Source organism: Allomesorhizobium aridi (assembly GCF_043769475.1).
GTDB lineage: Bacteria > Pseudomonadota > Alphaproteobacteria > Rhizobiales > Rhizobiaceae > Allomesorhizobium.
This window is the reverse complement of the sequence record NZ_CP171729.1, coordinates 5,787,739-5,801,809: the sequence shown is the minus strand read 5'-3', so window position 1 is coordinate 5,801,809 and position 14,071 is coordinate 5,787,739. Positions and strand designations below refer to the sequence as shown.

Genomic DNA, 14,071 nt, shown 5'->3' with positions numbered 1-14,071 from the left:
CCTCAGCGGGCGTTATCCCCTCAGCGCCGTCTGCTCGTCGCGCAGGCGCTGCACCTCGCGGTGCTTGTTGGCGAGAGACGCCGCGATCACGCCAAGCGCGACGATGGCGATCAGAAGCGTGCAGGCCGCGTTAATCTCCGGCGTCACCCCGAGCCGCACCTGGCTGTAGATCTTCATCGGCAGCGTTGTGGCGCCCGGACCGGAAGTGAAGCTCGATATTACGAGGTCGTCGATCGAGAGAGTGAAGGCCAGCATCCAGCCCGACACGATGGCCGGCATGATGACCGGCAGCGTGATCTGGAAAAAGGTCTTCACCGGCGGCGCCCCAAGATCCATCGCCGCTTCCTCAAGCGAACGGTCGAAACTGACCAGGCGCGACTGCACGACGACCGCCACGAAGCACATCGAGAACGTTATGTGCGCCAGCGTGACCGTGATGAACCCGCGGTCGAAGCCGACGGCGACAAACAGGAGCAGCAGCGACAGGCCGGTGATGACTTCGGGCATGACCAGCGGCGCGAAAACCATGCCGGAAAACAGCACGCGGCCGCGAAACCGCGTGTATCGCGTAAGGGTAAGTGCTGCGAGTGTGCCGAGTACGGTGGCGACGGTCGCCGAGATCAAGCCGACCCTGATCGTGACCCATGCCGCGTCCATCAGCCCGCGATTGTTGAACAGCGAGACGTACCATTTGGTCGAAAAGCCGCCCCAGACGGTGACCAGCTTCGATGCGTTGAACGAGAAGATCACCAGCAGCACTATCGGCAGGTACAGAAAGGCGAAGCCCAACACGATCGAGGCGATATTAAAACGGCTCCAGGTCGCGTTCATCGGTCCTGCTCCTGCGCGCGCGCCTGTGCGCTCTGGAAGATCATGATCGGCACGATCAGGATCAGAAGCAGGATCACCGCGACCGCGGACGATACCGGCCAGTCGCGGTTGGCGAAGAACTCGTTCCACAGCGTCTTGCCGATCATCAGCGTCTGCGAGCCGCCGAGCAGATCGGGAATGACGAACTCGCCGACGGCCGGAATAAACACCAGCATGCAGCCGGCGATGACGCCCGGAAGCGACAGCGGGAATGTGATCTTCCAGAAGGCGCCGTTCGGTGTGCAGCCGAGGTCCTTCGCCGCCTCGATCAGCGAATAGTCCATCTTCTCCAGCGACGAATAGAGCGGCAGGATCATGAAGGGCAGGTAGGAATAGACGATGCCGATGAAGATCGCCGTATGGGTGTTGAGGATGATCAGCGGGCTGTCGACGATGTTGAGCGCCATCAGGAACTGGTTGAGCAGGCCCTCGGGCTTCAGAATGCCGATCCAGGCATAAACCCGGATCAGGAATGAGGTCCAGAACGGCAGGATCACCAGCATCAGCAGCATCGGCCGCAGCGATGCCGGCGCGCGCGCCATGCCGTAGGCGATGGGATAGCCGACGAGCAGCGTCAGGAAAGTCGAGATCGCCGCGATGACGACGCTCGACACATAGGCATTGAAGTAGAGCGCGTCCTCGGTGAGCCAGACGTAATTGTCGATGCTGAGTTGCCGCAACTGGTCCAGCAGTCCCGAAACGCCCTCCGCAAGGCTTAGCACCGGATAATAGGGCGGCATGGCGATCGCGGTCTGCGACAGCGATATCTTGAAGACGATAACGAACGGGGCGAGGAAGAAGAAGAGCAGCCACAGATAGGGAACGAGGATGACGAGCCTGCCGGTGATCGCGTTCCAGGCGCGCCCGGCGACCGTCTTTTCAGGCGCGGCCGGCGCGGCTGCGCTCTCGCTGTCGATTACCGTATCGGCCATCTCGCCCTACCGCGTCAGCACGACGCCGGCATCCGGCGGGAAGGAAATCCATGCCCGGTCGTTCCAGGTCAGCGGATCTTCGGTGATGCGCGAGGCGTTGAGCGAACTCGCCTTGACCACCTGTCCGTGGTCCAGGCGGACATGGTAGACGGTCATGTCGCCAAGGTAGGCGATATCGAAGATCTCGCCCTCCATGGCATTGGCCAGTATGTCCGCCGGCTTCCTGGAGGAGACCTTGATCTTCTCGGGCCTGATGGCGAAGGCGACCGCCGTTCCGGCCTCCGCGCCGCCCGCGTCGCTGGTGGCGATGGTCAGGCCGTTGGGGCCCGCAATCTCGGCGCCGGCTGCCGTGCGCCCGGCGATCCTGCCCTCGAACATGTTCACATTGCCGACGAAGCCGGCGACGAAGCGCGAGCCCGGCGCCTCATAGACTTCCGCCGGAGTCGCCACCTGCATCACCTCGCCCTTGTCGAGGATGGCGATGCGGTCGGCCATGGTCATGGCCTCTTCCTGGTCGTGGGTGACGACGACGAAGGTCAGGCCCAGCGACTGCTGCAGATCCATCAATTCGAACTGGGTTTCCTCGCGCAGCTTCTTGTCGAGCGCGCCCAGCGGCTCGTCGAGCAGCAGCACCTTGGGGCGCTTGGCGACCGAGCGGGCGAGCGCCACGCGCTGGCGCTGGCCGCCGGAGAGCTGGTGCGGCTTGCGCTTGGCGAACTGCTCGAGCTTGACCAGCTTCAGCATGTCGGCGACCCGCGCGTCGATCTCGGCCCTGGGCATGCTGTCCTGCTTGAGGCCGAAGGCGATGTTGGCTTCCACCGTCATATGCGGAAACAGCGCATAGGACTGGAACATCATGTTGACCGGACGGCGATAGGGCGGGATGCCGCGCAGATCCTGCCCGTCGAGCAGTATGCGGCCCGCAGTCGGTTCGTCGAAGCCGGCCAGCATTCTCAGCAGCGTCGATTTTCCGCAGCCCGACGCCCCCAGCAGCGCGAAGAACTCGCGCTCGTAGATGTTGAGCGACAGATTGTTGACGGCCGTGAAGTCGCCGAACTTCTTGGTGACGTTCTCGAAGGAGATGTATGGCTTGGCGCCGGGATCGGCCCAGGGCGCGAAATCCCTGCGGATGCTGCCAAGCGACTTCATGTTCCACTCCGATTGGTTCGGCGACAGCAAGGCCCCGGCGCAGTCGCCGGGGCTTTGCCAGGCGGTTGCTACTGCCCCGTGACGATCTTGGTCCAGGTGCGCGTCACTACGCGCTGCGTCTTCGGGTCGTAGGGATTGACCGTGAACAGCTTCTGCGCGGTCGCCTCGTCGGGATAGATCGCGGGATCCTCGAGTATCTCCTTCTCGATGAACTGCTGCGAGGCCTTGTTGCCGTTGGCAAAATAGACGTAGTTCGTCGCCTTGGCCGCCACTTCCGGCTTCATGATGTAGTTCAGGAATTCATGCGCCTCGTCGACGTTCTTCGCGTCGGCGGGAATGGCCATCTGATCGAACCACATTTCCGCGCCTTCCTTGGGAATGACGTAGTCGACGACCACGCCTTGGTCGGCCTCCGCGGCGCGGTCGCGCGCCTGGAAGACGTCGCCCGACCAGCCGACCGCGAGGCAGATGTCGCCATTGGCCAGCGCGTTGATGTATTCGGACGAATGGAACTTGCGGATGTGCGGCCGGAGCGCAAGCAGGGCCTCCTCGACCTTGGCGAAATCCTCCGAGGACGTGCTTTCGGGATTCAGGCCGAGATAATTGAGCGTCGTCGGAATGATGTCGGCCGGCGAATCCAGCACATAGACGCCGCAGCCTGCGAGCTTGGCGAGGTTCTCGGGCTTGTAGAACACGTCCCAGCTGTCGACCTTGTCGATGCCCAGGGCCGCCTTCACCTTGTCGACGTTGTAGCCGATGCCGACAGTGCCCCACATCCAGTTGACGGAGTAAGCGTTGTCGGGGTCGAATTTGGCGACCCTTTCGTTCACCACGTCCCACGTGTTGGAGAGGTTGGGGAGCTTCGACTTGTCGAGCTTCTGGTAGACGCCGGCCTCGATCTGGCGGACCAGGAAATTATGTGTCGGCACCACGATATCGTAGCCCGAACCGCCGGCCAGCAGCTTGGTTTCGAGGATCTCGTTGGAATCGAAGACGTCGTAGACGACCTTGATTCCAGTTTCCTTGGTGAAATCCGTGATGATCGACTCGTCGATATAGTCCGACCAGTTGTAGATGTTGACGACGCGTTCCTGCGCCTGCGCGGAAACTGTCAAGGCCGCGGCCAGGGCGGCCGAGGCGGCCGATAGCCATAGCGCTTTGTGGATCATTTTGCTCTCCTCTGTGCGGTGTTCCGTCCCGGCTCGTTCGAAGGATCAGCGGCCGAGTATCGGTCGAAGCCTATTGGCGTTTTTGCAGTGCGACAAGCCGCAATCGGCGTGCCCGAAAGCCGCATGGCCGCCCCGCATAGCGTTGACTTTGTATTGAGTTTCACCAGTGTTTCGGCAGCGAGGCGTAGCTTCGCGCGAACGCCTTCACCGAACGTATCTGTGACGCCGCCGCCTGCTGCGTCGGCTTTCGGAAATGGCAAGACACGCCTGTGGTTTGGTTGCCGATGCGCCAGCCTGCCCGCTCCCAGACGAGGATGTCAATGGGGGGACGGCATTCCGGTCGTTCCGGGCTTTTGCGGCCGCGTCTGGCGCTTGAATTCAAGCCCGATATGCACCAGCAGGGCGACGAAGACGACGGCCCCGCCGAGAACCGTGCGCGCCGAGGGCACCTCGGCATGGATCAGCCAGACCCAGACCGGCCCGAGTATGGTTTCGAACGTGCCCAGGAGTGCAGCGAAAGCAGCCGGTATCAGTCTGGCGCCGGTGGCGAAGCAGGCCAGGCCAAGCCCGAGATTGAGCGCGCCGAACGCGAACAGGAACCCCATATCACGCGGCACAACCGCCAGATATTCGGCCTGGGTGAAGGCGAACAGGGCGGCAAACACAGTGCCGAGGCAGGTCGCCGGCGTCATGCGTACATGGGCAAAGCGCCTGGTGATGACGGTCGCGATCGAAAACGCGAATGCGATCAGCAGCGCGAGCCCGTCGCCGATCGGCGACACCTGACCGTTGAAAGACTCCGACACCATGATCGCCACGCCGCAGATGACGGCGGCGATCGCCGCCCAAGTCGCGCCGGCGACGCGCTCGCGAAACAGCACCCAGGCGATCAGCGCCGCGATCAGCGGCACGCCTGCCTGCATCAAGAGAATGTTGGCGACGGTTGTATAGGCCAGCGCCACGACGAAGGAAGTCGAGGCGGTAGCGAAGCACAGTGCCACGGCGAAGCCGGGCAGGCCCATGTCGCCGAACATTTTTAGCATGCCGCGCCAGCCATCGCGCCACATCATGAAACCGAACAGGAAGGCGGCCGCCCAGAATGAGCGCCAGAACACCACGGTCCAGCTATCCCCGGTCTCGATGAAGCGGGCGATGGCCCCGCCAAAACTCCAGAACAGCGCCGACAGGAACACGAGCAGAAGACCGATATTCTCCTCGCGCCGCGAAGCCTGCGGCGCGGCGGCAACCGAGTGCTGCGAAGCGGCTCTGTCGTTCATAGTGGTCCATCGGCGGTTCGAGGAGCCGCCGGATGACAGGCACAGGCGGACACGAGCGGCGTATCCGAAACGGCTGGCCGCCGCGTGGTCCAGCGGCTTGTTCCATTTATGGCACGTTTTCGGCAAAACGAATGGTTTCCGCGCCTGGCCGGCAATTGCCTTCGCTGGCATTCATCCTGTCTTGCTGCCCGCTGTCACACGTCGACCTTCCCGACACTCGCCAGTTTCTCGCCCATTCGAGCAGGCGACCGATGCGCCGGAAGAGCCCAAGCGATGACGAATTGTCTTCGTAGATGTCAATGAAGTCGACCGGCCTACGGTTGGCCCGCATCCGCAACCCTTCCCGATGAATGAAAGTCCAAACAATCATCTGGTCCATGACAGATCCTTTCGCTTTCGTTTCGTAATTGAATGATATGATCAGCCATCGAGCTGTTCATCGGCTGAAATCCGCACTATATTTTTCAGCTATGAAAAACCTGGACTGGAACGATCTGCGGATTTTCGTTCGCGTGGCGCGTGGCGGCGGGCTGTCGGCGGCCGCGGCCGAACTCGGCTCGAGCCCCGCCACGGTCGGGCGGCGCATGCTGGCGCTGGAGCAGGTTTTGGGCCGCCCGCTCTTCGTGCGGCGCCAGACCGGCTACGAGTTGACCGAGCATGGCCGTGCGCTGCTAGCCAAGGCGCTTGCCGTGGAGGCGAGCGCCAGGCCGATCGAAGAATGGCTCGAAGCGGACGGAGGACGGCCGGTGGTGCGGATTTCGGCCGGAACCTGGACCGCTAATTTCCTTGCCGCCAACTTTTCCAGGCTGTGGACGCCGCAGGATAATTACCGCATCGCCTTCAAGACCGCCGAAGCACGGCTCGACATCGCGCACCGCGAGATCGAGATCGGCGTGCGCAACGCCGCACCGGAAAGTCCAAGCCTTGCCGGCCGGCGTACGAATAACGTGGCCTTTGCACCGTTTCGCGCGCGCAACCGTCCGGGGCCGGATGCCGAGGCATGGGTCGCGATATCGCCCGAGGACGCGATCACAAATACCGCACGATGGCTGAATGTGCGGCAGGACGTGACGATCGCCGCCTGGGCCAATACGCCCCGGACGCTCTACGACCTGATCCTGGCAGGCGTCGGCAAGGGCATGCTGCCCTGCTTCGCGGGCGACCGCGACCCGCTGCTGGAACGCGCCGGCGATCCGGTGCCGGAACTGCGGGAAGGGCAATGGCTGGTCATGCACAATGACGACCGCCACCGGCCGGAGGTACGCGCGGTCATCGAAAAGATGGCCGCGCTATTTACCTCGCACGCGCCACTGTTTGCAGGTGAGCGGCCGCTTGGCGAAGGGTAGCGGGATCAGCCTGCGCATCACCGCTCGCGCCGAACTGCCTGGCTCTAATATTTTCTTTGAAAATACCCGTCACGTATGGCTGGCGAGGGCGAAATCGCCAGACGAAAGCAATTCCGGGGCGTCGCGGCCATCTACTTCAAGGTGTTCTCCGGCTTTCGGAAACACATAGGTGAAGCCGGTTACCGGCCCGGCGACGACTATCGATGTGTCCCCCCGGTATTCGAGGCCGACGGCGGCGGTCAGCATCGGCGGCCGCGACGTTTCAGACGGCAGGCTCCGTTTAGGCGGCGACTGCCACATCCGGCGGTTCTGGCCACAACATCCCATGAGTATCTCCCGCGGTTCGTTATGTTGCATTCGGCTTGGCAGCCGTCGCCTGCTCGAGAATGCAGGCTGCGCCGGAGGCAGCCAGCCAGACAAGCACGAATTCCATCCATCCCTCACTAAGCAAGGGCGCGAACAAGGCCGACGGCCAAAGGCTCAGGCAATAGAAGCAGTCCATCAGGTGACCCAGCATATGGTTTCCCGCTTTCGCCCGCAGCTTGACGACGACGTCGAAGGGGCCGTCCTCGGCCGCGATGAAATGCGCGATCCGCCAACTGGCCAGGCTGATGAGAATGAAGGTCAGTTCAGGCGACATCCGAACCCTGCCACGGAAGTCCCGCGCGGCGGCCGTAACCGCCGCGCGGGAGTAATTCACGCGTTGATGACCGCGATATCCACTTCAGGATGTACGCGGACGTAGACCGGATCGTAGTTCCAGTCGGGCGGGACGAGATGCCCGCCATCGCCGCCGGAGGGGTTCATCGCCCGGCTGCGTGCGACGCAGCCAAGGCCGTAGGATCCCTCAAGCGCCCCAGCCGCCAGGCGGTAGGTGCCGGACAGGAGGGCCGTGTTGTCACTGGTCGTTTCATGCCAGTGAGACGTGTCCGCCGGCGACGTCTGCAGCGAGAAGGATCCGCCGCCGCACCCATGCGTCGTCAGCGCCGCATCGCGAAGGTGGTGCGCCGTGACCGAGGCGACAAAGCGTATGTCGACGTCCTGCGGCATGGCGCCCCGCCTGATGGTCGGACATGGGACCAGCAGGTTCCGCCCGGGCAATCCGAACGCGCTGTCGCCTTCCGATGCGAACTTCCAGGCCAGCGTGTCGAAATGCACCGTCGGCGCGGTATTGTCGGACTGAATGGCGACGACACCGGAGAACTGGAGATGGTTCTTCGCCGCGCCCCCCACCTCGATCTTGAGAAGTGTCTTGGCCAGCGTCGGCGTCGGCCAATCCAGTACGAGATTTGCCGGGTGGAATGCCGCGGGATTGGACAGCACAGGATACCAGCCGTCGGCGTCGGGCGTGACAAGATGCGGCGCCCCCGACGGTATCGGATAAATGTTCCAGGAAAGCCCGGTTATCGCGTTGAACGTCGCCCCGTTGTCGGTGCTTGCCAGCACCCGGTAGAACTGAGCCTTCGGCACATTGACGCAGCCATAGAGTTGCACCGTGCCCAGGAACGGAGTCCTAGCCAGCGGACGCGGCCCGGAAGGCGGGATTGGCCGGTTCGGCCGCACGGCATAGCCGGACACGGCATTGAAGTATGACGCGTTGTCGAGCGGCATCAGGCCGGCGAAAAGGATCTCGGGTACATCCTTGCACGGAACGTTGGGGGTATCGCAAACCCGCGATCTGCGTGCCCTGTCGGAAGCGACGAGCGTGACCGACGGGATCGGGCCCGAATTCCAGCGCACGTCGAAATAGCCTTCCGAGTAGATCACTTCCTCGACGCCGTCGCCGTCCGTGTCCTGGGTGACGCGGAACGTGATGTCCGGCACATCGAGGAGGAGTTGCCAATGCGGAAGATAGATGTCGAAACAGCGATGGAACGGACCGATGAACCGGTTGAGATCAAAACCCTCGATCTCCCGGTGGTGCACGCCCAGCTGTTTTGCGACCGACGCCCGGATGGCCTCGTTCGGGTCGGCCGGCTTCTTGCCCACGATGTCGTCATCGCCGCTCAGCATTTTCTGGAATTCCAGCGGCACAGGCGCCTGCATTTCCATCGGGAAGGCGCGCGCACTCTCAAACTCTTCGGAGAGCATTTCCCGGTCGATCGTCGAGGGGCTCTGCAAATGTTCGGCTATCACGGGATGAACGCCGCCAAGCGTCGCGGCAATGTGGCGCTTCAGCCCGGGCAATTCCTGCAGCGGACCCGGGCGGGGCGGCACCGGCAGATCCAGTTCCGGAATGGCGACCAGATCCTTGATCGAGGGCCGGATGAAAATATCGGGCAGGCAGACGCGGTGGCGGCGCCAGCGCAGAATCCAGTCGATGTCGAAGCGCGGGATATAGACGCAGAAACGGCCGCACTCGTCGGTCTTGACCGTGGCAAGGACTTCGCGCCGGCAATGGAAGGGATAGAACCACCCCCATCTCCAGTTCGGCGGAAAATAGGCGACGAGACCGCAATCGGTGTCCTGGACCTCAACGGTCGCGAAGGGAACGGGATAGTCGACGCCTGTGACCGGATCCTTCTTCACGACGCGCCCGCAGATGCGCCGGAAAAAGAACAGTTCGGGATCGATCCGCCATTTCAGCTTCTCGGCCAGGTCGGCAATGCTGTGGCCGACCAGTTCCTTGGCGTCGATCTTGGCCAGCGACGCAAGGCGCTCGGCCTGGATCTTGGTGATGATGCGTTTGTCGGGAGCGAATTCGGCCTTTTGCGCGGCCGATTTGGCAGGCGATTTCATGGATGGCCCTCCTCTAGGCATGGCTGCGGGTTCTACATCCGCAAGCCAACAACCTTAGCGATAGGCGCCAAGGAGATATGTGATCGACGTCACAAACAAAAATATTATTCCAGATGTTTCCTTGGATATCGAAGAGTTTATGCGTTATTTACCTGTATCTCGTCCAACTTCTATTTTTTACTAGGGCATGATCCCAATTCAATGCGCTCAACGTGCTGAGAAAATCTGATTCAGATGGCCGTAGTGCTGTGGCCTGCACACCACTGTCTATGGCCGCTATGCCTGATGGAGCCGCAAGGTGCTGGGCCAATTGAGTCCGCAGCCTAAAATTGATTATCTGTCCGTCATTCAGTGGAGTGAACGCGATGGCCAATGAGACGTCCGTCAAGTCAACGAAGGCCGCAAAGAAAACAGCCGCCGAGCCGGCCGCTGCGAAGGCGGCCAAGCCGCGCAAAACGGCGGCGAAGTTGCAACCCCGCGAGACCGAAAAGCCGGTCCTTCTCTCGGGCGGCAACCCTCAGATCGCGAAGGGCTACGGCGACGCCCCCGTGCAGGCCTATATCGCGGCCATGCCGGGCTGGAAAAGCGACGTCGGTCGCCGCCTCGACGCGATCGTCGAGCGCACCGTCCCCGGCGTGCGCAAGGCGGTCAAATGGAACTCGCCCTTTTATGGCGCACCGGACGAGGGCGAGGGTTGGTTCCTGTCGTTCCACGTCTTCGCCCGCTACGTCAAAGTGACCTTCTTCCGCGGTGCGTCGCTGCGACCTGCCCCGCCCGGCAAGTCCAAGTACCCGGAAGTGCGCTACCTCGACATTCATGAGGGCCAACTCGACGAAGCTCAGTTCGCCGACTGGGTGAAGCAGGCCAGCCAATTGCCGGGCGAAAAAATGTGAGCGGTCGAGCCCGTGGAAGTGCATCCCTGGCCAGCATCCGCTGGAGCGCTCCAGCCACGGGACGAGTTGATCCAGAGCGAGCGATAAGAAATATTCTTCACGCCTCGTCGGAATTTCGAAGGCCAGCGCGTCCTTGTGGTGGATCACCTGTGGAGCGCGAAAAATGCGAAAACTTATCGTCACCGAATTCATCAGCGCCGACGGCATTGCCGAGGTGGAGAAGCTCCACGCAACTTGGAACGCCGAGATGGATGAGTTCAAGAACGCCGAACTTTCTGACAGTGGCGCGATGCTCTTGGGCCGCACCACGTATCAGATCTTTGCCGGCTCTTGGCCCAAACAGACTGGGAACTTCGCCGACAGGTTCAACGCACTGCCCAAATATGTGGCCTCCAAGACGTCGCAAAAACTCGATTGGAAACCCGCAGAGTTGCTCAAGGGCAATTTGGCCGAAGCGGCTCAGAAGCTGAAGCAAGAGAGTGGCGGCAATATTTATGTGCACGGCAGTATCAGCGTGGCCCAGGAATTACTGCGTCATGGGCTCGTCGATCGCATCAGGCTTCTGAGCTATCCCGTGGTTGTTGGCGAAGGGAAGCGGTTTTTCGCGCCAGGTGAACAGTACCAACTCGATCTGATCTCAGCCAAGCGTTTCAGCAACGGCGTCTTGGCTCTGGAATATGTGCCCACACGAGCGACGAAATGAGGAAACGAGCGTGCTGTCGTTTCGGCGCGAGTTAGTCATCCGATTGGCCTCGGCTGCGCCCGTGCCGAACTACCAAGGGCGTCGAAAGCGTCCGACGACTCACCACCACCACCGGCGGCGGGCAGGCGCACGCCGCCGGTGGCCGGGGGCGGCATTCGACGGATGGGGCCGTCGACACCCCGGCCGCAGGTGGATCGATCGTGGTGGTGATCGCAGACCCTAGCGCTCCTTGGCCATCCGGTCGGCGTAGCGCTGCAGGTAGAGCGGCCAACCCTGGTCGGCGGCCACGCCGTCGCGGACGCCTTGCCAGCCTTCGCCATGCCGGTCGAGATTGCGGTGCTCGATCTCGACCCGCGTGCGTTGCGGGGTTTCGGCGATAAAGCGTACTTCCCACTCGCTCGTTTTCTGCGGGTCGTCCTCGATCTGCCATCGCGGGCTGATGTCCCAGCTCAGCAACAAACGGCTGGGCGGCTCGTAGGCCAGCACCCGCGCCCAGCGGCATACGCTCCCGTCAACCCCGCGGTCGTAGAGAAAGCCGCCGACCCTCGGCTCGAAAACGGTCTCCGCGATCTGGACCTTGAGCAAATTGTGCTCGGGCGGCTTGAAGCTGCCGAAGTCCTCGGTGAAGACCTTGAATGCGCGCGCGATCGGCGCCTCGACGACGATCGAATTTAGCACGGATGTGTCTGCTGCTTGGATGCTCATCGGATCTCCTTTCGTCGGTTGCTCGACGACCGCCTTGTAGGCCGCGAGCGTCTTGGTCCAGAAACGGTCGAGTTCAGCCCGAAGTGCTGCCAGCCCGTCGGGGTCGACCTGGTAGATGCGCTGCTTGCCGGCTCGTTTATCGACGACGAGACCGGCGTCCTTCAGCACCTTCAGATGCTGCGAGACCGCCGGCCGGCTGACGGGCAACCCACGGGCGAGCTCGCTGACCGCGCTGGGTTGCTCGATCACCCGCTCGAAGATCGCCCGCCGGGTCGGATCGCCGAGTGCCGCCCAGCCATTCGTTGCATAAGCCGTCATCATTACGCGTAAGCATATCCTTACGCGTAGCTGGAGTCAATCCGGTCCATTCGGCTGCTGAACCCGGTCGCCGTCCTTACCCAAGCGCGTCTGCAAGCATCGCGTTCAAGCGTGCGAACGCAGCGGACTCGTCCGGCGCATGGGCTGGATTGACCTCCGTGATGGTCAAGCCGCGCCATTGCGGCAGGGCGGCCAGCCGCTTCAGCACGAAGGCGGCTTGCTCCAGTTTGAGACCGTCGCAACGGCGCACATTCTCGGCGATCGGAAAATCGATGAAGGAGAGTACATCGACATCGAAGGGAACAAGCGCACAGTCAAAGTGCGCCGCCCACTCGGCCGCACGCGCCGCCGACATCTCGATGTCGCTCAAGGCCTCCTCACGCGATATGACCTCGATCGCGTGATCTCTGATCGCGGCGGCTTCGGGCGGAGTGATGTTCTCGACGGCGAAATAGAGGACCTGCTGAGGCATGAGCATCGGACGGGCCGGGCTGACCCCGGCGAGCGAAGGCTCGCATCCGGGAATGTCGAGCAGGTGAGCGACGCCAGTCCAGTCCAGCGCGCCGTCGCTCGTGTCAGGTGTGTTGAGATCGGCGTCGAAGTCTATGTAGACGAGCCCGATCCGTGCGCCGGCCGCATTCGCTCCGGCGACCGTTCCCAGTTCCACCGTGCAATCGCCGCCTAGGACGAGCACGTCTTCCTGCGCCGAGATCGCCGTCGCCACGTGACTTGCGACCAACTCACAGGCTTGGCGCACAGCCTCCAGGTTCATCGCCTGCGGCCGCGAAAGATCCGGCCGCCATCGGAAGGATGCAACGTCGCCACGATCCCTGACGGTTCTGCCTCGGCTCGCGAGCGCCTCTGCGAGCCCATGTCGCCGAAAGGCCGCAGGGGCTTGCTCCTGCCCCGGCGAATAAGCGCCGGCGCTGGTGGCGGCGCCGATAATGTTCAACAAACGCACCGTCAACTCGATGCTCCATTTTGGTGCGACCACGCGCAAAACGTGTCGAGAGGGAGGAAGGTTTCTCCGCGACAGTGAAAGTTTGCGGCTCGGGGGCGCGAGATTCGAGTACGTGAGGCAGCACCGCCGTTCGTCGACTTCGCTCCGAATGGCACGTCCGTCGCGTCGATGCCGTCAGAGACCGCTATCGACCCGTTGCCGTCGTCGGTGGCAATCATAACGAACGGCGCGACCGAGCCTCATTTCGGACCGGCTTTTTACCTTCATCTCGTCGATTCAACGCGCCATTGCTTCAGATGGTTAAGCGCGGCTCCAGACCCGAAGTGAACCGTACGCCGCGTTGTTATTGAAGTACGGTTGTGGAAGAAATGGGCATGATGCGCACAATCCAATTCTGATTTTGGGGGGACTTTTTTTGCAGAATGACCAAACACCTCCGGAAATGAGAGCGCCGCGACTGGTTCGCATTCTGAGCATCGTGCCGTTTCTGTTGGGGCCTTTGCCGGTCTTCGCGATACTTTTTGGACACCAGTATCTGCCTGCTCCCGCTTGGGTCTCCTTGATAGGGCCTTTTGCTTGGATAGCAGGCGCGCTCTCGGCGGTCTTGTTCTTTTGGCTGATTCAGGGAGACAGCTCAATTCACGAGAAATACGGCCCTCTGGCGCGTTTAACACTAATTGTTTTCACGCCGATCATGGGGTTATGGATGGGATACACCGCAGTGACCATGGGAGGGCCGATGATCATTGCGATACTTGCAGGCCAGGAAGAGGAGTTGACCTTCACAGTCACCGAGGCGACGAGGTGGGGTGACAGAAAATGTCGAAACCCGATAGAAATCGACGGCATGCCAGCGCTTTTTGACCGGATCTGTCATTTGCCAGAAGAATTTAGACGCACCCTCATTCCCGGCGTCCAGATCGTGGTGGGTGGCCGTGGGACACAATGGGGTGTCTTTCTAGAAAACGCGCGAAGGAAAGAGTGACTTCGATATCGCCGACCGGAGAGT

Annotated in this window: 13 protein-coding genes and 2 pseudogenes; 4 read left to right on the top strand and 11 right to left on the bottom strand. The window is 62.0% G+C overall.

All coding sequences use genetic code 11. The features are described from left to right. Positions 1–12: 12 nt before the first annotated feature. From ACG873_RS30685 to ACG873_RS30665, 5 genes are all read right to left on the bottom strand, one after another. Positions 13–831 carry an ABC transporter permease gene (locus ACG873_RS30685; protein WP_394889671.1) on the bottom strand — a complete coding sequence of 273 codons (819 nt, stop codon included), beginning with the start codon at positions 829–831 and terminating at the stop codon, positions 13–15. Continuing rightward, on the bottom strand, positions 828–1,802 hold the full coding sequence (locus ACG873_RS30680; RefSeq protein ID WP_394889669.1) for an ABC transporter permease subunit: 975 nt from the start codon (positions 1,800–1,802) through the stop codon (positions 828–830). Before ACG873_RS30680 ends, ACG873_RS30685 begins: the two co-directional genes overlap by 4 nt. A 6-nt stretch (positions 1,803–1,808) precedes the next feature. Beyond that, positions 1,809–2,951, bottom strand: a complete 1,143-nt coding sequence (locus ACG873_RS30675; protein WP_394889667.1) for an ABC transporter ATP-binding protein — start codon at positions 2,949–2,951, stop codon at positions 1,809–1,811. 68 nt (positions 2,952–3,019) lie between these two features. Further along, positions 3,020–4,120: a polyamine ABC transporter substrate-binding protein gene (locus ACG873_RS30670; protein WP_394889665.1), complete on the bottom strand. Its 1,101-nt coding sequence runs from the start codon at positions 4,118–4,120 to the stop codon at positions 3,020–3,022. A gap of 317 nt (positions 4,121–4,437) precedes the next feature. Beyond that, positions 4,438–5,397, bottom strand: coding sequence for a DMT family transporter (locus ACG873_RS30665; protein ID WP_394889663.1), 960 nt, complete (start codon positions 5,395–5,397; stop codon positions 4,438–4,440). A 470-nt stretch (positions 5,398–5,867) separates the two neighbouring features. Between ACG873_RS30665 and ACG873_RS30660 the strand changes: the two genes are divergently transcribed. After that, positions 5,868–6,743, top strand: a complete 876-nt coding sequence (locus ACG873_RS30660) for a LysR family transcriptional regulator (protein WP_394889661.1) — start codon at positions 5,868–5,870, stop codon at positions 6,741–6,743. A 69-nt stretch (positions 6,744–6,812) separates the two neighbouring features. On the opposite strand, the gene ACG873_RS30655 is transcribed toward ACG873_RS30660, so the two are convergent. From ACG873_RS30655 to ACG873_RS30645, 3 genes are all read right to left on the bottom strand, one after another. Next, positions 6,813–6,989: a hypothetical protein gene (locus ACG873_RS30655; protein WP_394889659.1), complete on the bottom strand. Its 177-nt coding sequence runs from the start codon at positions 6,987–6,989 to the stop codon at positions 6,813–6,815. A 100-nt stretch (positions 6,990–7,089) separates the two neighbouring features. Further along, positions 7,090–7,383, bottom strand: coding sequence for a DUF1360 domain-containing protein (locus ACG873_RS30650; RefSeq protein WP_394889658.1), 294 nt, complete (start codon positions 7,381–7,383; stop codon positions 7,090–7,092). 56 nt (positions 7,384–7,439) lie between these two features. Next, positions 7,440–9,482 (bottom strand): hypothetical protein, encoded by a 2,043-nt coding sequence (locus ACG873_RS30645; RefSeq protein WP_394889657.1) that lies wholly within the window; start codon positions 9,480–9,482, stop codon positions 7,440–7,442. Positions 9,483–9,847: 365 nt separating this feature from the next. On the opposite strand from ACG873_RS30645, the gene ACG873_RS30640 reads away from it, so the two are divergent. Together ACG873_RS30640 and ACG873_RS30635 are read left to right on the top strand one after the other, a co-directional pair. Further along, positions 9,848–10,375, top strand: coding sequence for a DUF1801 domain-containing protein (locus ACG873_RS30640; RefSeq protein ID WP_394889655.1), 528 nt, complete (start codon positions 9,848–9,850; stop codon positions 10,373–10,375). 163 nt (positions 10,376–10,538) lie between these two features. Continuing rightward, positions 10,539–11,078 (top strand): dihydrofolate reductase family protein, encoded by a 540-nt coding sequence (locus ACG873_RS30635; RefSeq protein WP_394889653.1) that lies wholly within the window; start codon positions 10,539–10,541, stop codon positions 11,076–11,078. 219 nt (positions 11,079–11,297) lie between these two features. Here ACG873_RS30635 and ACG873_RS30630 read toward each other — a convergent pair. From ACG873_RS30630 to ACG873_RS30620, 3 genes and pseudogenes are all read right to left on the bottom strand, one after another. Beyond that, positions 11,298–11,672 (bottom strand): annotated as a pseudogene (locus ACG873_RS30630) (SRPBCC family protein); the annotation flags it as partial. Positions 11,673–11,804: 132 nt separating this feature from the next. Further along, positions 11,805–12,101: pseudogene (locus ACG873_RS30625) on the bottom strand (ArsR/SmtB family transcription factor); the annotation flags it as partial. 76 nt (positions 12,102–12,177) lie between these two features. Further along, positions 12,178–13,062, bottom strand: coding sequence for an arginase family protein (locus ACG873_RS30620; protein WP_394893773.1), 885 nt, complete (start codon positions 13,060–13,062; stop codon positions 12,178–12,180). 415 nt (positions 13,063–13,477) lie between these two features. Between ACG873_RS30620 and ACG873_RS30615 the strand changes: the two genes are divergently transcribed. Further along, a complete protein-coding gene (locus ACG873_RS30615; RefSeq protein WP_394889651.1) occupies positions 13,478–14,047 on the top strand; it encodes a hypothetical protein in 570 nt (189 codons plus the stop codon). Positions 14,048–14,071 lie beyond the last annotated feature (24 nt).

Coding starts and splice junctions, on each gene's coding strand:
- ACG873_RS30685 (WP_394889671.1), bottom strand. CDS start 831: ATGAACGCGACCTGGAGCCGTTTTAATATCGCCTCGATCGTGTTGGGC.
- ACG873_RS30680 (WP_394889669.1), bottom strand. CDS start 1,802: ATGGCCGATACGGTAATCGACAGCGAGAGCGCAGCCGCGCCGGCCGCG.
- ACG873_RS30675 (WP_394889667.1), bottom strand. CDS start 2,951: ATGAAGTCGCTTGGCAGCATCCGCAGGGATTTCGCGCCCTGGGCCGAT.
- ACG873_RS30670 (WP_394889665.1), bottom strand. CDS start 4,120: ATGATCCACAAAGCGCTATGGCTATCGGCCGCCTCGGCCGCCCTGGCC.
- ACG873_RS30665 (WP_394889663.1), bottom strand. CDS start 5,397: ATGAACGACAGAGCCGCTTCGCAGCACTCGGTTGCCGCCGCGCCGCAG.
- ACG873_RS30660 (WP_394889661.1), top strand. CDS start 5,868: ATGAAAAACCTGGACTGGAACGATCTGCGGATTTTCGTTCGCGTGGCG.
- ACG873_RS30655 (WP_394889659.1), bottom strand. CDS start 6,989: ATGCTGACCGCCGCCGTCGGCCTCGAATACCGGGGGGACACATCGATA.
- ACG873_RS30650 (WP_394889658.1), bottom strand. CDS start 7,383: ATGTCGCCTGAACTGACCTTCATTCTCATCAGCCTGGCCAGTTGGCGG.
- ACG873_RS30645 (WP_394889657.1), bottom strand. CDS start 9,482: ATGAAATCGCCTGCCAAATCGGCCGCGCAAAAGGCCGAATTCGCTCCC.
- ACG873_RS30640 (WP_394889655.1), top strand. CDS start 9,848: ATGGCCAATGAGACGTCCGTCAAGTCAACGAAGGCCGCAAAGAAAACA.
- ACG873_RS30635 (WP_394889653.1), top strand. CDS start 10,539: ATGCGAAAACTTATCGTCACCGAATTCATCAGCGCCGACGGCATTGCC.